This is a genomic window from Pseudomonas sp. GV085, assembly GCF_003050925.1.
In the GTDB taxonomy this organism is placed as follows: Bacteria; Pseudomonadota; Gammaproteobacteria; order Pseudomonadales; family Pseudomonadaceae; genus Aquipseudomonas.
In genome coordinates, this window is record NZ_QAOV01000019.1 from 1 (window position 1) to 17,753 (window position 17,753).

A 17,753-nucleotide genomic window follows, 5' to 3' on the forward strand; every position below is an offset into this window, starting at 1 on the left:
TTGCGCTTCAGATCTCTCGTCAGCGGGAGGCGAATTCTACAGCGTTACACGCTGCTGTCAACACCTCTTTTTCAACTCCCTTTTGGCTTCGATGACCTGAAGCGACCTGCTGCCGAAAACTGCGTAACTCTTTGTTTACCAAGGAGTTTTCCGTTTCGACTGCGCCGGAAGTGGGGCGAATTATAGGCCTCCAGAATCTGCCGTCAAGCGCCGATTCTGGTTTTCTACCGATATGTACAAAAACACTGCATATATATAGACGCGCCCGCGGGGAATGCGCAGTATATTGCCCAACACAAAAAGAAATACCCTTGATTCCTATATTTCGGACGATGCCACGTAATGAATGATCAGCCTCGCAGCCTGGCCTCTACCCTGTTCTCGGTTGGGCTGCTGCTCATAGCCATGGCATCGATCCAGTCCGGAGCCTCCCTGGCCAAAAGCATGTTCTCCGTTGTTGGCCCTCAGGGGACGACAACATTACGACTGATTTTTGCCAGCGTGATCATGATGCTGATACTGCGTCCATGGCGGGCAAAACTCACCGCAAGATCCCTGCGCACCGTCATCGTCTACGGGATGGCGCTGGGCGGCATGAACTTCCTCTTCTATATGTCATTGCAAACCGTCCCGCTGGGCATCGCGGTGGCGCTTGAATTCACCGGCCCACTGGCCGTGGCGATCTACGCCTCGCGTCGCGCGATCGACTTTTTGTGGATCGCCCTGGCTGCCGTCGGCTTGCTGTTACTGATACCAACGGGAGAAGCGACCGCAGGAATCGATCTGGTAGGCGCCGGTTATGCCTTGGGTGCAGGGGTCTGCTGGGCACTGTACATTCTGTTTGGCCAAAAGGCCGGGGCCGATAATGGCGTGCAAACCGCCGCACTGGGGGTAATGATCGCTGCGCTCTTTGTAGCCCCTATCGGTATTGTCCATGCTGGCTCCGCATTGCTGACCCCGTCACTGATCCCCGTGGCGCTTGGCGTCGCCGTCTTGTCCACTGCCCTCCCCTACACCCTGGAGATGGTCGCTCTGACTCGCATGCCGGCCAGAACCTTCGGCACATTGATGAGCATTGAGCCTGCCTTCGGTGCGTTATCGGGCTTGCTGTTCCTGCATGAATACCTCTCACTGTCGCAGTGGATGGCAATCCTGTGCATTATCCTGGCCTCCGTCGGCGCAACCATGACCATGAGCACTGCCGCCAGGCCAGCAGTAGCGGCAGATTGAGCGCGGATATGACACGGGTCTGGTATTTGCCGCTCAACTAGGCCATGTTTAGCCCCGCAACCCAAGGTCATGCCATGGACAAATCCAGATAGGGACATCGGTACGCGTCAAGCGAAAGCGAATGCAGCCAGACCCGGGCACAAGATCCGGGGACGCTATAAGGACAGTAATGAAACGATTTTTGATACTGGTCGCCGTACTTGCAATTGCAGGCTGCGCAGCGACCTCGAAAACACAGATCAAGCACGGCAAGAAAGGGCTGCACATCAACTGTTCCGGATTGTCTTCATCCTGGGACAAGTGCTACGCCAGCGCCGCCAACTCCTGCGCACCCAAGGGATACAAGGTCATCGCCAAGTCGGGAGATGCCGTGGAAGAGCCTGGTGATTATCCGTTTGGCCTCAATCCTGCTGGTTATACCAGCCGCAGCATGATCGTCATCTGCAAATAGGCAGGGTCGTCGTGTCAGGTTCTCGGACTTGCGATCTGACGGCCGATTTCCTCGTAGCTGGACTTCAGCACTGTGCGCTGGATATCCGGGCTAGCCAGCATGCGCGCCACGACCAGCGCGCCAATACATTGCGACAGAATCGCCCACGCCAGGCTGTCGCTTTGCAAAACACCCGCCCAACTTTCCTGAAGCCGACAAATCCAGTGCTCTGCCTGTTGGCGGACAGTCAGGTCGGAACGGGCAATTTCCGCGCCCAAGGCCGGTAGCGCACAACCGGTTTCCGGACTCTCGACGTGAGACATGCTCAGGTACTGTTTCAAGCAGCGCTCAAGCTTGTCACGATCCTGCCCGTCCCCCAGTCGCGCCAGACTTTGACCCAACTCACGTTCAACAATGGTTGCGAACAACTCGTCTTTCGACGAGAAGTGGCTATAGAAGGCGCCGCCACTCAAGCCAATCGCTTTCATCAGGCCGTCCACGCCCACCGTTGAAAATCCGGACTTCTTGGCCGATACCGCACTGCTTTCCAGCAGCCTTTGCCTGGTTTCCAGCTTGTGACTGGCCGAATAACGCATTGCCCTTCCCCTTGAATTGCTCACCTTGACGTCTGTCGAATCATAGCATAACGTTCGTTTAGTTAACGATCGTTTACCAAAAGGGATCTACCCATGAATAACAAGAAGGTCGTACTGGTCGTCGGTGCAGGTGATGCCACGGGCGGCGCCATTGCCAAGCGTTTTGCCCGGGAGGGTTTTGTCGCCTGCGTCACCCGCCGCAGTGCGGACAAACTCCAGCCACTGGTGGATGCCATCAGGGCCGATGGTGGCGAGGCCCACGGTTTTGCCTGCGATGCACGCAAGGAGGAAGACGTGATCGCGCTGGTCGAGCGGATCGAAAGCGAGATCGGTCCCATCGAGGCATTTGTCTTCAACATCGGCGCCAACGTGCCGTGCAGCATTCTCGAAGAAACCGCCCGCAAGTATTTCAAGATCTGGGAAATGGCCTGTTTTTCCGGTTTTCTCAATGCACGTGAAGTGGCCAAACGCATGGCCAGGCGCCAGCGGGGAACGATTCTGTTCACCGGTGCTACCGCCGGCCTGCGCGGTGCCGCCGGCTTTGCCGCATTTGCCGGTGCCAAGCACGGCATTCGTGCACTGGCGCAAAGCATGGCCCGAGAGCTCGGCCCCATGAATATTCACGTTGCCCATGTCGTCGTCGACGGCGCCATCGATACCGACTTCATCCGTGAAAGCTTCCCGGAAAAATATGCCACCAAGGATCAGGATGGCATCCTCGATCCCGAGCATATCGCCGAAAATTACTGGTACCTGCACAGCCAGCCCCGCGATGCCTGGACCTTCGAGCTGGATCTTCGCCCCTGGAACGAACGCTGGTAATTCCCCCAAAAAAACAACAAGACGAGCGCCTTGACCATGAGCAAAACCGTGGAGTTCTACTTCGACCTCGGCAGCCCCGCCACCTATCTGGCCTATACCCAGCTACCGAAAATTTGCGCACAGACTGATACCCGGTTGATCTACATTCCGTTCTTGCTGGGCGGAGTGTTCAAAGCCACCGGCAACGCCTCTCCGGTGACTATCCCGGCCAAGGGCCGCTACATGTTTCAGGATCTGGACCGCTACGCCAAACGCTACGGCGTGCCCCTGAAATTCAATCCGCACTTCCCGATCAACACCTTGATGCTCATGCGCGCCGTGACAGGCATGCAACTGCGCCACCCTGAACGCTTTGCCGCCTTCATCGACTGCCTGTTCAACGCCATTTGGGTCGACGGTCGCAGCCTGGATGAACCGGCAACCGTCGCGGCAGTATTGAGCGAAAACGGATTCGATCCACAAGAGGTGCTGGCCCTGAGCACCGATGAGGAAGTCAAAGCCCTGCTCAAGGACAACACCGAAAAAGCCGTGCAGCGAGGAGTGTTCGGTGCGCCAAGCATGTTCGTCGATGACCAACTGTACTTCGGCCAGGATCGACTGGACTTCGTACTCGAGGCCCTGAGTTAAACCTCGACCACCAACCGCCCCTTTGCCGCTCCTGACAAGAGCAGTACATGGGCGGCTTCTGCCGATTCCAGCGTGAACGAGTGCGGGTCAAGCAATGGCGCGATCTTGCCAGCTTCAATCAACTGCGCCGCCTCGTGCAGAATCTCGCCGTGATGCTCACGCCCCTTGCCGGTCAGGAGCGGCAGTAAAGTGAAGACACCGGAGTAAGTCGCCCCGCGAAAGGAAAGCGGTGCCAGGCTGTGCTGCCCCCACCCCAGGCAACTGAGCACATGACCGTGATACATCCGTGCCGCCTTGAATGACGCATCCAGCGTTTCACCCCCCACTGTGTCATAGACAATGTCGAAGCCCTCACCGGCCGTATGCTCGGCCACATAGTCTTCAACCGAAGACTTGCGGTAATCGATAAACGTCGCGCCGAACCCTTCGATAATCGACTGCTGCCCGGCAGAGCCCGTGGCAAAAACTTCTGCGCCAAAAGCGCGGGCGATTTGCACCGCGACATGGCCAACGCCACCGGCGCCACCATGGATCAATACCTTCTGCCCGGGCCGAACGCGAGCCCGGTCGACCAGACCTTCCCAAGCGGTGATCAGCACCAGCGGCAAACCGGCAGCCTCACGCATGCTCAAGTTGTGTGGTTTGCGAGCCAACAGTCGCGCGTCGACCACCGCGTACTCGGCCAATGAACCTTGAATACCACCGATACCGGTGGCCATGGCATATACGTCATCTCCCGGCAGCCAGCCACTGACGCCCTCCCCCAACGCCTCTACAGTCCCGGCCAGATCCATCCCCACTATCGCCGGTAATGGTTGAGCCGCATGGGTCGCCTGCCCGGAGCGGATTTTGCCGTCCAGCGGATTGACACCGCTGGCCTTGATCCTGACCAGTACCTGTCCCGTCTGCGGCACGGGCCGTGCAATGGAAACCAAACGTAACGGCGCATTGGCCGAGTCGACCATCAGAGCGCGCATATTCAGTGAGTCAGTCATTTCGCCATGTCCCATCAGAAGTGAATACAGGATCAATCTTGCCTCGCCCTATTCATGCCGATAAGACGCCATATCGCTATAGTGATCATGCCGATACAGCATCAATGAGCAATCCCGTGGACAAACTCAATGCAATGGCGATTTTCGTGCGGGTGGTCGAACGGGGCAGTTTTTCCGCCGTTGCCCGGGAGTTGCAGACCAGCCAGCCGACCATCAGCAAAATATTGCAAACACTGGAAACCCGATTGGGCGGAAAGCTGATTGCCCGCAGCACCCGCAAGCTATCCCTGACGGACGAAGGTCAGCGCTATTACAACGAATGCCGGACCATCCTCGCCGCCGTGGATGCGGCAGAACATAGCTTCCAGTCCGGTCGGGAAAAGGTCGCCGGACCTCTGAAAATCGGCTCGTCGGTGAGTTTCGGACGCCTGCAGATCGCACCCCGGTTGCCGGACTTTCTCAAACACTACCCTGACGTACAGATAGACCTGCAACTGAGCGATCAAAACCTGGATCTGGTCGGCGAAGGGCTGGACGTCACATTCCGGATCGGTGCCCTGAACGACAGCGGCCTGATCGCTCGCCATGTCGGCAGTACCCACCGTGTGACCGTCGCATCACCTGACTACCTCAGGCAAAACGGCCAACCGCAAACACCACAGGAACTGGGCAGGCACAACTGCCTGATGTTCAACCTGCTGAGCAGTCAAAACCTGTGGGTGTACACAAAAGACGCCCAACGCCACGAAGTGCGGATCAAGGGCAATGCGCAGAGCAACAATTCCGAGGCGATCCGCGAAATGGTGCTGGGGGGATTGGGGATTGCACTGTCACCGGTGTGGCTATTCAGCGAAGACCTGAGCGCCGGCCGGGTGAGCGCGATTTTGCAGGACTACAGTACGTTGTCGCTGCCAATTTATGCCGTATCCCTGGCGAATCGTCGCCAATCCGCCAGGGTCAAAGCCTTTGTCGACTATATGGCTCAGGCGCTGGATAAAGCGCCTGAGCTGCACAGGAACCAATAGCTGCGCACAAACAAATAGCTACACAGGAACCAAAGCTGCACCCGATCAGATAGCCGCAGTGCGAGTGTTCAGCCACTCAAGTGCAGCACCCTCGACCAACGGACTCAGACGCTCACGCACTTCGGCGTGGTAGGCGTTGAACCACTGTTTTTCCTCGTCCGACAGCAACGATGTTTCCAGGCAACGTGTGTCGATCGGGCACAGGGTCAGGGTTTCGAACTTCAGGAACTCGCCGAATTCGCTCTTGCCTGCCTCACGGTTCATCGCCAGGTTTTCGATCCGCACACCCCAACGACCCGGACGATAGGTGCCTGGCTCAATGGAGGTGATCATGCCGGGTTGCATCGCGGTTTGCGGTGCAGGTGCGGCCTGATAGGCAATGACTTGCGGACCTTCGTGGACGTTCAGGAAGTAACCGACGCCATGACCGGTGCCGTGACCGTAATCGACACTTTCCGCCCAGATGGGCGCGCGGGCGATGGCATCGAGCAGCGGCGACAGAATGCCTTTGGGGAACTGCGCGCGGGACAAGGCAATCACGCCCTTGAGTACGCGGGTGCAATCGCGTTTTTGCTCATCGGTCGGTGTGCCCACCGCCACCATCCGCGTGATGTCGGTAGTGCCGCCCAGGTACTGGCCACCGGAGTCGATCAGCAGCAGGCCGTCCCCTTCGATCACCGCGTGTTCTTCTTCGGTGGCGTGGTAGTGCGGCATCGCGCCATTGGCGTTGAACGCGGCGATGGTGTTGAAACTCAGCGACACATAATCCGGACGGCGCTCACGGGCGGCGGTAAGTTTTCCGTCGATGGTCAATTCGGTGATGCGCTCGCGCCCCAGCGCCGAGTCCAGCCAGGCGAAGAATTCGCACAGCGCTGCGCCGTCCTGCTCCATGGCCTGACGGATGTGTTCGGCATCGGCCAGGCTTTTTTGCGATTTGGCCAGGGTAGTCGGGTTCAGGCCTTCGATCAGCTTCACCCCGCTGTCGAGGTTGTCCAGCAACCCCGCCGTGACCCGCGCCGGGTCGACTTGCAGGCTCGCACCGCTCGGCACGACACGCAGAGCGGCGGCGACCTCGCTGTAATCGCGCAAGGTCACGCCGTCCTGTTCGAGGATGGCGCGCAGTTCGCTGCTGACTTTGCTCAAGGCAACGAACAGCGTGGCCTGTTGCTGATTGATCAAGGCGAAGGAAACAAACACCGGGTTGAACGACACGTCGCCGCCACGCAGGTTGAACAGCCAGGCGATGTCATCCAGGGTGGCGATGAAATGCCAGTCGGCACCCCGCGCCTGAAGGGTTTCACGCAGTTTGGCGAGTTTTTCGCCACGGCTGACGGTCGCCTGTGGTGGCAAGTGCTGATAGATCGGCTCGTTCGGCAGGCCTGGGCGGTCGTTCCAGACTCCGCTCAGCAGGTCGATGTCGGTGCGCAGACGGGCGCCACGTTCTTCAAGCTTGCTGCCCAGGGTCCGTGCCGAAGCCACGGCCATGACCGCGCCATCGACCGCGACAACGCCACCCTCGGGGGTTTGCTCGGCCAGCCATTCCAGCGGTCCGGGTTGACCCGGTTGCAGCTTGACCAGATCAATGCCGCTGCCCTTGAGCTCCTTGGTCGCCTGCTCCCAGTAACGGCTGTCGGCCCAGACGCCGGCAAAATCCGGGGTCACGATCAGGGTGCCGACCGAACCATGGAAACCCGACAACCACTGGCGCCCTTGCCAATAGCCCGGCAGGTATTCGGACAAGTGCGGGTCGGCCGACGGCACCAGCAAGGCGTGAATGCCCTCCCGGCTCATCAATTCGCGGGTTTGCGCCAGGCGCTGAGGCACCGATCCATTGATCGAAAGCTGCGTATTCATCGAGTCTCCTGCTAACCACTTCATCATTATTGTTGGGTGCCGATCAGCGCCGGCGCTTCGTCGCCTTATTGCCAGAATGCCGGAGCACTGGCGCAGGCTGCCTTGATCAGTTGAACCGCCTGGTCGATGTCCTGCTCGGTGGTGAAGCGCCCGAGGCTCAAGCGGATGGTGCGACTGGCCGAGCGGGCATCATGCCCCAGGGCCAGCAGTACATGAGATGGGGTATTGCTCGCGGAATTGCAGGCCGAGGTCGCGGAAAACGCGATCGAGGCCAGCAACGCTGCCGAGTTGAACTCACCTTCGCCGAAGGTCAGGCTCAGCGTATGGGGGATGCGCCGGGTCGGGCTGCCATTGAGCCGCACACCGGGAATGCTCAATAACTGGTCGAGCAAGCGTTCACGCAAACGCACGATGACTGCTTTCTCTTCATCGAAGGACGCTGCCGCCAGGGCGAAAGCCAAGCCCATGGCCACGATCTGATGGGTCGCCAGAGTGCCGGAACGCAAACCGCCCTCATGCCCGCCGCCATGGATCTGCGCCTGCAAACGCTGTTGTGCGCGCGGACCGACGTACAACGCACCAATGCCTTTGGGCCCGTAGAGCTTGTGCGCGGAAAACGACATCAGGTCCACCGGCCACTGCCCGAGATCGATCGCCACTTTGCCCGCGCCCTGTGCGGCGTCGACATGGAACAACGCCCCGCGATCACGCACGACCTGACCGATGGCGGGAATGTCGTTGAGGGTGCCCAGTTCGTTGTTGACCAGCATCAGTGACACCAGGAAGGTGTCTTCGCGCATGGCTTGGCTGACCGCTTGCGCTGTGATCAGGCCCTCGGCGTCCGGCACCAGATAAGTCACCGCGACACCGGCATCCTGCAGTTGCTTCGCAGTATCGAGAATGGCTTTGTGTTCGATCTGGCTGGTGATGATATGGCCGCCGCCAATGCCGCGGGCCTGAGCCACGCCTTTGAGCGCGAGGTTGTTGGATTCGGTGGCGCCGGAGGTCCAGACAATCTGCTCGGGCGTCGCGCCGACCAGTTCGGCGACCTGGCGTCGCGCCTGCTCCACCGATTGCCGGGCCTGCTGGCCGAATGCGTGGGAGCTGGAGGCCGGGTTGCCGAAATTACCGGTAAAGCCCAGACACTCGACCATCACCTTGATGACCCGCTCATCCACCGGCGTGGTGGCGGCGTAATCGAAATACAACGGACGTTTATTCATAAAAGACTCGCAGAGCGTGTTCCGGGATCAGGAAGCTCGTGACTGCAAACGGCAAAGCGCAGCCTTGTGAGCTGCGCGCTGTTTTCAGAACGTACCAATACCTGATCGGATGCCGTTAAAGAAGAACTACTTCATTTAATAGTGCGTAGGAACGCTCCTGAAAAGTCAGCTTAACAGGCATCGGGCAACCGGTTGAAGCAATGCATCAGCTAAAGCTTTCGAGCAACAGCGGGTACAGCGAACCCACGAGCAGCGCAGCCATGCCCCAATTGAACAGGCGCAGCCAGCGGCGATCCTTCAGAACGTTGCGCAACAGCGTGCCGCAAGCGGCCCAGACACCGACACTCGGCAGGTTGATGATGGCAAAAACCGCCGCAATCACGATCACATTGGTGAAGTAACCCTGCATCGGTGTGTAGGTGCTGATGGCACCAATGGCCATGATCCAGGCTTTGGGATTGACCCACTGGAACGCGGCGGCGCCCAGATAACTGATCGGTTTCGCCTCGCCCTGCTGGCTCTCCGAGATTGGCCCGGAATGGGCGATTTTCCACGCCAGATACAGCAAATACGCCGCCCCCACATAACGCAGTACGGTGTAGAGCAAAGGATAAGTCTGGAACACCGCGCCAAGGCCGAAACCAACCGCCACCACGAGTACAAAGAAGCCACAAGTGATGCCGAGCATGTGCGGAATCGTGCGGTTGAAGCCGAAGTTCACCCCGGATGCCAGCAACATGGTGTTGTTCGGGCCGGGTGTGATCGAGGTGACGAGGGCAAACAGGGCGAAGCCCAGCAGCAGGTCGAGAGAAAGCGTCATGGGTGGTAGTCCGTCAGGGTCGGTCAGGTGTTGACCCTATCGCACACCCAGGGCGAAACCCATGGACAGTTACGCGAAACTTGGAGCAGTACAGTTTCGCCTCAGCTTGGACGACCGTGAAGCTGTACAGATCGCCCGGCGTTCATTTCACCCTGGTTGTCGAAGTTGAACGACTTTTGCGGCTGGCCGAGCAGCTCGGCTTTTTTCGCGTGGTATTCGTCGAAGGACAGACCGCGGCGGTTCAGCGCCTCCAGTGCCAGTTCCTGGCTTTCTTCAGCGGTGTAAGGCCGAAGCTCAGGGGAAACATGGCTGGCACATCCGGCGAGTACGGAGACGGCGAGTATCAGCATCGTTGCGATCATCGGTTTCATTTCTGGCGTCCTGGCGACTGGGTTCGAGGCAATGAACACAGGCTACCCGCGCCTCCCGGGCAGCAGAAATCAACGCTTTCAATAGTGGCTATCAAGAAATGGCGATCATTGTCGATGTGCCGGGGGAACGCGGGCCGGAGACGCACCGGTGGGAGCCGGCTTGATGGCAGTTGAATGGCATTGCTGCTCGTCGGACACTCGCTGAGTACGAAACAGGCTGGCCTATATTTATTCGGTCGTATAACGGCAGAGGTACTTTCTATTCACACATCCGGAACAGGGAGATCCATCATGAGCGTCAAACCCATTCCAGAGGGGTATCACAGCATCACCCCCTACCTGGGCATCAACAAAGCCGCCGAAGCCATCGCCTTCTACAAAAAAGCCTTCGGCGCCATTGAAGTCATGCGCCTGAACATGCCCGATGGCGGTGTCGGCCACGCCGAACTGCGCATCGGCGATTGCCCGATCATGCTGGGCACACCGTGCGATCAAGGGCCGCTGAGCAACCCGGACAATTCCCCGTCCGTGGGTCTGCATTTGTACGTGCAGGATGTCGACAAGTCCTGCAAACAGGCGATCGATGCCGGCGCAACCGTTGTATCTGAGGTCAAGGATCAGTTTTACGGCGACCGTTCAGGGACCTTGAAGGATCCCTACGGGCACCTGTGGTTCCTGGCCACGCGCAAGGAAGACCTGACCCAGGCGCAGATCGAGCAACGGGCGAAGGAGATGTTTGCCCAGAGTTGAAATCCCTGGTGTTGGAGCGGGCCTCTTCGCGAGCAGGCTCGCTCCCACAGGCCCCGCCTTCAACAGCACCGTCGACTGGCTAATCACTTGCGCAAGCATGCCCGCCCCTGACCTGCCGGCAATGCGAAACATTTTCTTTCATTTCCCCTTTCGGGATTTCCCCTGCTCATCCGTCCTACCTAGATGCAGTCCTGTCGCGCAGGCAAAAGCCACGACCGGACCTTCAGGGCGCTCATCCCTGCGAAGCCCGCAGCCGAGCGGCCTCTCATCGAGCCAAGACCTTCAACATGTCAAAGAAGTCCCGTTCAAAAATCTGGTTCCTGATCCATAGCTGGCTGGCATTGCCGATCTGGTTTTTCGTGCTGATCGTCTGTGTGACCGGGACCCTGGCCGTCATCAGCCAGGAAATCGTCTGGCTGGCCAATCCGCCAATGCGCGCCAGCCAGCCCTCGGACGATGCTCCGCTGCTCAGCTATCAGCAGGTCATCGAGGCCATCAACAGGGCCGAACCGCAGACCGTGGTGCAGAGCATCAGTCGCCCCGACGAATCGCACTTCGCCCTGGATGTCGAAGTCAGCTACCCCGACGGGCGCTCGGTGGTGATTTATGTCAATCCGTACAGCGGCGTGATCCAGGGTGTCGCGCCGCCATTCAACTTCCGCGCCTTCACCCGCGCCCTGCACGCTTGGTGGCTGGTGCCTTTTACCAATGGCTATAGCTGGGGCTGGTACCTGGTGTCGTTTCTCGGCTTGCCATTGCTGGCGTCGCTGATCACCGGGCTAGTGGTCTACAAACGTTTCTGGAAAGGTTTTTTCCGCCCGACCCTGCGCATTCGCCACGGCGCGCGGATTTTCTGGGGCGACTTTCACCGCTTGAGCGGTATCTGGTCGATCTGGTTCATCGCGGTGATTTCCATCACCGGCACCTGGTTTCTGATCCAGGCATTGCTGTCCGATAACCAGATTTCAATTTCCACGGAAAAGATCATTCCGGCGATGGCCCGCGAAGCGGTACCGCTGTCGCCCGATGGCTCGCCCCCGCCACGTATCGACCTGGACCGCGCGGTTGAAATCGCCACGCAGAAAATCTCCGGGCTGGAGGCCAGTTTCGTCAGCCTGCCGGGCAATGCCTATAGCCATCTGGATGTCGGGGGACGCGGTTGGTATCCGTTGATGTTCCAGACCGCGACCCTCAACCCGTACAACGGCGAAGTCGCCGCCTCGCGCCTGATTTCCGACCGTTCGGCCCTGGAGTTCATCACCGAGTCCATGCGCCCGCTGCACACCGGCGATTTCGGCGGACTGTGGATCAAGCTGATCTGGGCGTTCTTCGGTCTGCTGCTGAGCATGATGGTGCTCAGCGGTCTGCTGATCTGGACCAAGCGCACGGCACTGGCCACGGCCAGTGCCTTCAAGCGCAGCAACAAGAAACCGCGTGGCACCACGGTGCAACCGGCCACGAGCAACGAAGTGTCGGAGGTCAATCTGTGAGTAAAGACACTGCGGTCTCACAACCTTCGCGCCTTAGCCTGTTCTGGCATAAATGGCGCTATCACCTGAACGTCCTGTTGCTGCTGATTCCTCTCGGCTTCATGCCCAGGTATTTCGCCGACGAGTCGCTGATGCGTGGCGACAGTGGCTTGGGCGAACGGGAAGTCGGCGAAGTCCAGGTCGGTCCCTGGAGCCTGCGCCTGGCGGAGTTGCGTAACGCCGCACCCATGCTCGATGGCCCGGCCGGTTACATGAAGGGCTTCAACGCCGCGCTGTGCGAAGCCTGTATCGGCCAGGTCAAGGCCACTTACCTGCGCATCGGCAAGCCCCGCAGCCTGCGCGCCGCCGGGGTGATTTTCTTTGGCACCCCGTACCGCATGGGCGCTTCGCTGCCCGTCCCGGAAAAGACCACGGCCGACGCCGAACTGTGGATCACCATGGAAGGTTGGGATGGCGCCATGCATCAGGCATCCATTCCTTTGAGCCAGGCCTCCCCCGCCACCATCGCCTGGTTGAACAAACAAGGAGGCAAACCATGATCAACCCTCTTCGCTCACTCAACGCCCTGTTGTTGGTGCTCTGCGCCGGCTTCAGCGCCAGCGCCCTGGCCCACAACCCGATGTGCGAATGCAAGGCCATCGACACGGAGCAGATCAAGTGCACCGGCGGTTTTTCCGACGGCAGTGGCGCGCCGGGCGTGACTCTCGATGTGATCGGCTACGACGAAACCATTCTGCTGCCGGGCAAGCTCGGGCCTGATTCGACCCTGACCTTCAAGAAACCCGGCGCCGAGTTCTATGTGCTGTTCGATGCCGGCCCCGGTCACGTCGTGGAAATCGACCAAGCGGACATCGAGGCACCATGAGCACTCCAACGACCCAAGTCGTGCGCCCGGCGGGTGCCGGGCACGAAACCCTCTACGTTCTGCTGCTGTGCCTGATGATCCTGGCGGTGGCCGGCTCGGTGGTGCTCTGGCGCGGTGAATCCCCTGAGGTGAGCAGCGTCGGTAGCCATCAACTGGATGCGCGGCGTGACCTCAGTGCCTCCGAGCAAGGTATCTACGCCGATTTGCGGGTGACGCTGGACGAAATTCATTTGCTGCGCCAGGAACAGCAAACGCTGCCGACGCCCGAGGTGCTCGCCGAGGAAGGTCTTGCGCCGTTTGCCCGGGACGCCAGCGCCGTCAGCCGTGGCGGTCATGCCTGGCAGTTGCTCGAGGCCAAGGCCTATTTCGGCCAGAGCCAGACCCCAACGGTCGCCGGTTCATTCCTGATGCGCTTGACCGCAACCGATGACGCCCCGGACATCTGGCTCAACCGCGCCGGCACGCTCACGGCACCGACCGACCTTAGCGACGCCGCGCTCGAAAGCGCTGGCTGGCAACAGATCGTCGCGCAATTCGATGCCGGCGTGACCCGCCAGCACCGGCACTGAACCCTCGCCTTCACCCGAGAGAAGCCCGCTTCCCATGCCCATTTCATCTCAACGTTCTCACTTGCGCCGGCTGCTGATCGGTCTGCTGGCCTGCCTGCTGCCATCACTGGCCAACGCCGAAGAGGCCAAGCGCCTGCGCATCGGCATCACCCTGCATCCTTACTACAGCTACGTGGCGAACATCGTCGGCGACAAGGCCGAGGTGGTGCCGCTGATTCCGGCCGGTTTCAACCCGCATGCCTACGAGCCCCGCGCCGAAGACATCAAGCGCATCGGCGGGCTGGACGTGATCGTGCTCAACGGCGTCGGCCATGACGACTTCGCCGACCGCATGATCGCCGCCAGCGAAACCCCGAATGTGCCGGTGATCGAGGCCAACGAAAACGTGCCGCTGCTGGCCGCCACCGGCGTCGCCGCCCGCGGTGCCGGCAAAGTGGTGAACCCGCACACCTTCCTGTCGATCAGCGCCTCCATCGCCCAGGTCAACAACATCGCCCGGGAGCTGGGCAAGCGCGACCCAGCCAACGCCAGGACCTACACCGAGAACGCCCGCGCCTACGGCAAGCGCCTGCGCAAGATGCGCGCTGACGCCCTGGCCAAACTGACCCAGGCACCGAACGCCGAACTGCGGGTGGCCACGGTGCACGCTGCCTACGACTATCTGCTGCGTGAATTCGGCCTGGCAGTGACAGCCGTGGTCGAACCGGCCCATGGCATCGAACCGAGCCCGAGCCAATTGAAAAAAACCATCGATCAACTGCGCGAGCTGGACGTGAAGGTGATCTTCTCGGAGATGGATTTTCCTTCCACTTACGTCGAGACCATTCAGCGCGAGTCCGGGGTGAAGCTGTATCCGCTGTCGCACATCTCCTACGGGGAATACACCGCCGACAAGTACGAAAAGGAAATGACCGGCAACCTCGACACCGTGGTGCGGGCGATTCAGGAGTCGGGGGCATGACATCGAAAGAAACCATCCTGGCCGATACAGAATCCCCTGTGGGAGCGACGGTGCGACGATTCGACCTGCTCGCGAAGGCGGTGGGTCAGTCAGCATCATCGCCAGATGACAGTCCGCTATCGCGAGCAAGCTCGCTCCCACAGGTTCTCGGGCCGACGCTGGATTTTGCCGACGTCAGCCTGATCCTCGGACGCACGACGATCCTCGACAAGGTGACCTTCCAGGTCCGCCCCGGCAGCGTGCACGCACTGGTCGGCCCCAACGGCGGCGGCAAGAGTTCGCTGATCAAGACCCTGCTCGGGCAAATGCCCCATCAGGGCCGCTTGAGCCTGCAATGGCCGGGTGAACCCGGCACCATCAGCTATGTGCCGCAGGCGCTGGAGTTCGACCGGGGCTTGCCGATGACGGTCGACGATTTCATGGCCGCCATGTGCCAGCGTCGCCCGGCCTTCCTCGGTTTGAGCAAAAACTACGCGACGGCGATTGGCGAGGCCCTTGAACGGGTTGGCATGCAGGACAAACGCAAACGCCGCATGGGCGCGCTGTCCGGCGGCGAACGGCAACGGGTGTTGCTGGCCCAGGGGCTGATTCCACCCCCGCAATTGCTGGTGCTCGATGAGCCGATGTCGGCCCTCGATGAGGCCGGCATCCGGGTGTTCGAACGCCTGCTCGGTGACTGGCGAGCGGCGGGGATTACCGTGCTGTGGATCGAGCACGACCTGGAAGCGGTCGGGCGCCTGGCCGATCAAGTCACCGGGCTCAATCGCCGGGTACTGTTCGACGCCACGCCGCAACAGGCGCTGACGCCGGAGCGTCTGTTGACGCTGTTCTCGACTCACCCACGGAGTCTTGCCTGATGAGTTACGAAGCCTTTCGCCTGATGGTCCAGAGCTGGGCGTCGTCGGGTTATCTGCCCGAGGCGCTGGCCTATGGGTTCGTGGTCAACGCCTTGATCGCCGGTCTGCTGATCGGCCCGGTGCTAGGGGGCCTGGGCACGCTGGTGGTGGTCAAGCGTTTCGCGTTTTTCTCCGAAGCCGTCGGCCATGCCGCACTGACCGGCGTGGCCATCGGCATCCTGCTCGGTGAACCCTACACCGGGCCTTACGGCAGCCTGTTCGGCTACTGCCTGCTGTTCGGGATCCTGCTTAACTACCTGCGCAACCGCACCGGCCTGGCGCCGGACACCTTGATCGGTGTGTTTCTCTCGGTGTCGCTCGCCCTGGGCGCGAGCCTGCTGTTGATTCTGGCGGGCAAGATCAACGTGCACATTCTGGAAAACGTACTGTTCGGCTCGGTGCTGACGGTCAACGGCAACGACCTGCTGGTGCTGGCCATCGTCGGTTCATGGGTGATGGCCCTGGCCTTGCCCCTGTACAACCGCATCATGCTCGCCAGTTTCAATCCGCAACTGGCGGCGGTACGCGGGGTGGCGGTGAAGACCCTGGATTATCTGTTCGTGATTCTGGTGACGCTGATCACCGTCGCCGCCGTGAAGGTCATCGGCGCGATTCTGGTCGGTGCCCTGCTGGTGATTCCGGCCGCGGCGGCACGCTTGCTCAGCCAGTCGCTGAAAGGCTTTTTCTGGTGTTCGGTGCTGATCGCCACCGTCAGCACGCTGTGCGGGATTCTCGCGCCGATTGTCTTCGACCTGCCGATTCCGTCCGGTGCCGCGATCATTCTGGTGGCCGGTATCGCCTTCGCCCTGGCCGCCCTCGCGCGCGGCGTTGTCCCCAGCCTGAAAGGGAACCTTGGATAAATGAATTTTTCACTGCGTCAACTGACCCTCGCCGTTGCCTTGTGCGGGTTGACCACCACGACCTTCGCCGCTGGCAGCGGCAAATCGCTGCGCGTGCTGGCCTCCTTGCCCATAACTTATGGTCTCGGTGAGGTGCTGCTCAAAGGCACCGATGTCAGCCTTGAACGCGCAGCCCCGGCCAATTTGCCCGGCAGCCGCCAGACCGCCTACTTCACCGGCCGGGGTGCCCCGGCGCTGGCCGGACTGGCGAACGATGCCGACGCGGTGATCGGCCTGCGCTCACTGTGGCCGGATGACCCGCTGTACCCGATCTCCCGGCGCAGCAATATCCGCATCGTCGAAGTCGATGCCGCCCGCCCGGTGGATGGCGCCCTGCCCGGCATTGCCGTGCAGCCCGACAACAAGGTCGACGGGCTGAACAGCCAGCCGTGGTTCTCCAGCAATAACATGGGGCGCATGGCCGATGTGATGGCGGCGGATCTGGTACGCCTGGCTCCCGAGGCCAAGCCGAAAATCGACGCCAACCTGGCAGCGCTCAAACAGCGTTTACTCAAGCTCAGCGCCGACAGCGAAGCGCGGCTGGCCAATGCGGATAACCTCAGTGTGATGAGCCTCAGCGATCATTTCGGCTATCTGATCGGCAGCCTCAACCTGGAATCGATTGGCCAGGACACACGCCCGGATGCCGAATGGACAGCCGAAGCACTCGAGCAACTGGGCACGACGCTCAAGGACAATGACGTGGCGGTGGTGCTGCATCACCGGCAGCCGTCGGATGCGCTGAAAGCGGTGATTGCCGGGTCGGGTAGCCGGTTGGTGGTGTTGAGTACCGATGCCGAGGATCCGGTGGCGGAGCTGGAGGGGAATGTGGACTTGCTGATCAAGGGGCTGAGTGGCGCGTAATCCTGTAGGAGCTGGCTTGCCAGCGATGGGCTCATAGGCACCGCGTTCATCCATCAAGTACTTGTCTTCGTTAACGTCCTTCGCTGGCAAGCCAGCTCCTACAGGATTGCGCGCCGCATACAAGTTTCCTGTGCACAAACTCCAGACCTGAAAAAGCCCGCTGACTGTCACCAGTCCAGCGGGCTTCTTTTTGCATGACGAATCAGCGCGCCACAGCCGCCTGCTCATCCATTTTCTGCCGCAGGCTCAATGGGCGCATGTCGGTCCAGGTTTCTTCGATGTAGGCCAGGCATTCTTTTTTCAGCCCGCTTTTGCCCACGGTGCGCCAGCCTTGTGGCACGGCTTTGTAGTCGGGCCAGATCGAGTACTGCTCTTCGTGGTTGACCACGACCTGAAAGAGGATGTCCTCGCGGTCGAATACTGACGTCATGGTGTCTCTCCATCGTTATCGGGCGGGCTGCGCCGT

Annotated in this window: 21 protein-coding genes; 14 read left to right on the forward strand and 7 right to left on the reverse strand. The window is 60.4% G+C overall.

What is annotated here, in order from left to right; translation table 11 throughout:
- Positions 1-342 precede the first annotated feature (342 nt).
- Both rhtA and C8K63_RS27565 read left to right on the forward strand, forming a co-directional pair.
- Positions 343-1,230 carry a threonine/homoserine exporter RhtA gene (gene rhtA / locus C8K63_RS27560; RefSeq protein WP_108219566.1) on the forward strand — a complete coding sequence of 296 codons (888 nt, stop codon included), beginning with the start codon at positions 343-345 and terminating at the stop codon, positions 1,228-1,230.
- A gap of 169 nt (positions 1,231-1,399) precedes the next feature.
- Complete coding sequence (locus C8K63_RS27565; protein WP_108219567.1) at positions 1,400-1,681, forward strand: hypothetical protein; 282 nt, start codon at positions 1,400-1,402, stop codon at positions 1,679-1,681.
- 14 nt (positions 1,682-1,695) lie between these two features.
- Here the strand turns inward: C8K63_RS27565 and C8K63_RS27570 are convergent, their stop codons facing one another.
- Positions 1,696-2,256, reverse strand: coding sequence for a TetR/AcrR family transcriptional regulator (locus C8K63_RS27570; RefSeq protein ID WP_108219568.1), 561 nt, complete (start codon positions 2,254-2,256; stop codon positions 1,696-1,698).
- Between the two features lie 93 nt (positions 2,257-2,349).
- Here C8K63_RS27570 and C8K63_RS27575 point away from each other — a divergent pair, with 93 nt between their 5' ends.
- The gene (locus tag C8K63_RS27575) at positions 2,350-3,078 is read left to right on the forward strand and encodes an SDR family oxidoreductase (protein ID WP_108219569.1); all 729 of its coding nucleotides are present in this window, start codon (positions 2,350-2,352) and stop codon (positions 3,076-3,078) included.
- A 36-nt stretch (positions 3,079-3,114) separates the two neighbouring features.
- Positions 3,115-3,705, forward strand: a complete 591-nt coding sequence (locus tag C8K63_RS27580; RefSeq protein ID WP_108219570.1) for a 2-hydroxychromene-2-carboxylate isomerase — start codon at positions 3,115-3,117, stop codon at positions 3,703-3,705.
- On the opposite strand, the gene C8K63_RS27585 is transcribed toward C8K63_RS27580, so the two are convergent.
- Positions 3,702-4,700, reverse strand: coding sequence for a zinc-dependent alcohol dehydrogenase family protein (locus tag C8K63_RS27585; protein ID WP_108219651.1), 999 nt, complete (start codon positions 4,698-4,700; stop codon positions 3,702-3,704). The two genes, C8K63_RS27580 and C8K63_RS27585, sit on opposite strands and share 4 nt — an antisense overlap.
- A gap of 104 nt (positions 4,701-4,804) precedes the next feature.
- Between C8K63_RS27585 and C8K63_RS27590 the strand changes: the two genes are divergently transcribed.
- Positions 4,805-5,725, forward strand: a complete 921-nt coding sequence (locus C8K63_RS27590; RefSeq protein ID WP_177413313.1) for a LysR family transcriptional regulator — start codon at positions 4,805-4,807, stop codon at positions 5,723-5,725.
- A 45-nt stretch (positions 5,726-5,770) separates the two neighbouring features.
- On the opposite strand, the gene C8K63_RS27595 is transcribed toward C8K63_RS27590, so the two are convergent.
- From C8K63_RS27595 to C8K63_RS27610, 4 genes are all read right to left on the reverse strand, one after another.
- The gene (locus C8K63_RS27595) at positions 5,771-7,579 is read right to left on the reverse strand and encodes an aminopeptidase P family protein (RefSeq protein WP_108219572.1); all 1,809 of its coding nucleotides are present in this window, start codon (positions 7,577-7,579) and stop codon (positions 5,771-5,773) included.
- Positions 7,580-7,644: 65 nt separating this feature from the next.
- Positions 7,645-8,802 carry a cysteine desulfurase family protein gene (locus C8K63_RS27600; protein WP_108219573.1) on the reverse strand — a complete coding sequence of 386 codons (1,158 nt, stop codon included), beginning with the start codon at positions 8,800-8,802 and terminating at the stop codon, positions 7,645-7,647.
- A gap of 205 nt (positions 8,803-9,007) precedes the next feature.
- Complete coding sequence (locus C8K63_RS27605) at positions 9,008-9,622, reverse strand: LysE family translocator (RefSeq protein WP_108219574.1); 615 nt, start codon at positions 9,620-9,622, stop codon at positions 9,008-9,010.
- A 101-nt stretch (positions 9,623-9,723) separates the two neighbouring features.
- Positions 9,724-9,993, reverse strand: coding sequence for a hypothetical protein (locus tag C8K63_RS27610; RefSeq protein WP_108219575.1), 270 nt, complete (start codon positions 9,991-9,993; stop codon positions 9,724-9,726).
- A gap of 291 nt (positions 9,994-10,284) precedes the next feature.
- On the opposite strand from C8K63_RS27610, the gene C8K63_RS27615 reads away from it, so the two are divergent.
- The 9 genes from C8K63_RS27615 (at position 10,285) to C8K63_RS27655 (ending at position 17,287) form a co-directional block, all read left to right on the forward strand.
- Positions 10,285-10,743, forward strand: coding sequence for a VOC family protein (locus tag C8K63_RS27615; protein ID WP_108219576.1), 459 nt, complete (start codon positions 10,285-10,287; stop codon positions 10,741-10,743).
- Positions 10,744-11,030: 287 nt separating this feature from the next.
- Positions 11,031-12,233, forward strand: coding sequence for a PepSY domain-containing protein (locus C8K63_RS27620; RefSeq protein WP_108219577.1), 1,203 nt, complete (start codon positions 11,031-11,033; stop codon positions 12,231-12,233).
- A complete protein-coding gene (locus C8K63_RS27625) occupies positions 12,230-12,772 on the forward strand; it encodes a thiamine pyrophosphate-binding protein (RefSeq protein ID WP_108219578.1) in 543 nt (180 codons plus the stop codon). Before C8K63_RS27620 ends, C8K63_RS27625 begins: the two co-directional genes overlap by 4 nt.
- Entirely contained in the window at positions 12,769-13,098 is a 330-nt protein-coding gene (locus tag C8K63_RS27630) for a hypothetical protein (protein ID WP_108219579.1), read from the forward strand. The genes C8K63_RS27625 and C8K63_RS27630 overlap by 4 nt, the downstream gene beginning before the upstream one ends.
- Entirely contained in the window at positions 13,095-13,667 is a 573-nt protein-coding gene (locus tag C8K63_RS27635; protein WP_108219580.1) for a DUF6162 family protein, read from the forward strand. Before C8K63_RS27630 ends, C8K63_RS27635 begins: the two co-directional genes overlap by 4 nt.
- A 34-nt stretch (positions 13,668-13,701) precedes the next feature.
- Complete coding sequence (locus tag C8K63_RS27640; protein ID WP_108219581.1) at positions 13,702-14,628, forward strand: metal ABC transporter substrate-binding protein; 927 nt, start codon at positions 13,702-13,704, stop codon at positions 14,626-14,628.
- Complete coding sequence (locus C8K63_RS27645; RefSeq protein WP_108219582.1) at positions 14,625-15,485, forward strand: metal ABC transporter ATP-binding protein; 861 nt, start codon at positions 14,625-14,627, stop codon at positions 15,483-15,485. Before C8K63_RS27640 ends, C8K63_RS27645 begins: the two co-directional genes overlap by 4 nt.
- The gene (locus C8K63_RS27650; protein WP_108219583.1) at positions 15,485-16,384 is read left to right on the forward strand and encodes a metal ABC transporter permease; all 900 of its coding nucleotides are present in this window, start codon (positions 15,485-15,487) and stop codon (positions 16,382-16,384) included. Before C8K63_RS27645 ends, C8K63_RS27650 begins: the two co-directional genes overlap by 1 nt.
- Positions 16,385-17,287 carry a metal ABC transporter solute-binding protein, Zn/Mn family gene (locus tag C8K63_RS27655; RefSeq protein ID WP_108219584.1) on the forward strand — a complete coding sequence of 301 codons (903 nt, stop codon included), beginning with the start codon at positions 16,385-16,387 and terminating at the stop codon, positions 17,285-17,287.
- 202 nt (positions 17,288-17,489) lie between these two features.
- On the opposite strand, the gene C8K63_RS27660 is transcribed toward C8K63_RS27655, so the two are convergent.
- Positions 17,490-17,717: an MbtH family protein gene (locus C8K63_RS27660; RefSeq protein WP_108219585.1), complete on the reverse strand. Its 228-nt coding sequence runs from the start codon at positions 17,715-17,717 to the stop codon at positions 17,490-17,492.
- Between the last annotated feature and the right edge of the window lie 36 nt (positions 17,718-17,753).

Coding starts and splice junctions, on each gene's coding strand:
- rhtA (WP_108219566.1), top strand. CDS start 343: ATGAATGATCAGCCTCGCAGCCTGGCCTCTACCCTGTTCTCGGTTGGG.
- C8K63_RS27565 (WP_108219567.1), top strand. CDS start 1,400: ATGAAACGATTTTTGATACTGGTCGCCGTACTTGCAATTGCAGGCTGC.
- C8K63_RS27570 (WP_108219568.1), bottom strand. CDS start 2,256: ATGCGTTATTCGGCCAGTCACAAGCTGGAAACCAGGCAAAGGCTGCTG.
- C8K63_RS27575 (WP_108219569.1), top strand. CDS start 2,350: ATGAATAACAAGAAGGTCGTACTGGTCGTCGGTGCAGGTGATGCCACG.
- C8K63_RS27580 (WP_108219570.1), top strand. CDS start 3,115: ATGAGCAAAACCGTGGAGTTCTACTTCGACCTCGGCAGCCCCGCCACC.
- C8K63_RS27585 (WP_108219651.1), bottom strand. CDS start 4,700: ATGACTGACTCACTGAATATGCGCGCTCTGATGGTCGACTCGGCCAAT.
- C8K63_RS27590 (WP_177413313.1), top strand. CDS start 4,805: ATGAGCAATCCCGTGGACAAACTCAATGCAATGGCGATTTTCGTGCGG.
- C8K63_RS27595 (WP_108219572.1), bottom strand. CDS start 7,579: ATGAATACGCAGCTTTCGATCAATGGATCGGTGCCTCAGCGCCTGGCG.
- C8K63_RS27600 (WP_108219573.1), bottom strand. CDS start 8,802: ATGAATAAACGTCCGTTGTATTTCGATTACGCCGCCACCACGCCGGTG.
- C8K63_RS27605 (WP_108219574.1), bottom strand. CDS start 9,622: ATGACGCTTTCTCTCGACCTGCTGCTGGGCTTCGCCCTGTTTGCCCTC.
- C8K63_RS27610 (WP_108219575.1), bottom strand. CDS start 9,993: ATGAAACCGATGATCGCAACGATGCTGATACTCGCCGTCTCCGTACTC.
- C8K63_RS27615 (WP_108219576.1), top strand. CDS start 10,285: ATGAGCGTCAAACCCATTCCAGAGGGGTATCACAGCATCACCCCCTAC.
- C8K63_RS27620 (WP_108219577.1), top strand. CDS start 11,031: ATGTCAAAGAAGTCCCGTTCAAAAATCTGGTTCCTGATCCATAGCTGG.
- C8K63_RS27630 (WP_108219579.1), top strand. CDS start 12,769: ATGATCAACCCTCTTCGCTCACTCAACGCCCTGTTGTTGGTGCTCTGC.
- C8K63_RS27635 (WP_108219580.1), top strand. CDS start 13,095: ATGAGCACTCCAACGACCCAAGTCGTGCGCCCGGCGGGTGCCGGGCAC.
- C8K63_RS27640 (WP_108219581.1), top strand. CDS start 13,702: ATGCCCATTTCATCTCAACGTTCTCACTTGCGCCGGCTGCTGATCGGT.
- C8K63_RS27645 (WP_108219582.1), top strand. CDS start 14,625: ATGACATCGAAAGAAACCATCCTGGCCGATACAGAATCCCCTGTGGGA.
- C8K63_RS27650 (WP_108219583.1), top strand. CDS start 15,485: ATGAGTTACGAAGCCTTTCGCCTGATGGTCCAGAGCTGGGCGTCGTCG.
- C8K63_RS27655 (WP_108219584.1), top strand. CDS start 16,385: ATGAATTTTTCACTGCGTCAACTGACCCTCGCCGTTGCCTTGTGCGGG.
- C8K63_RS27660 (WP_108219585.1), bottom strand. CDS start 17,717: ATGACGTCAGTATTCGACCGCGAGGACATCCTCTTTCAGGTCGTGGTC.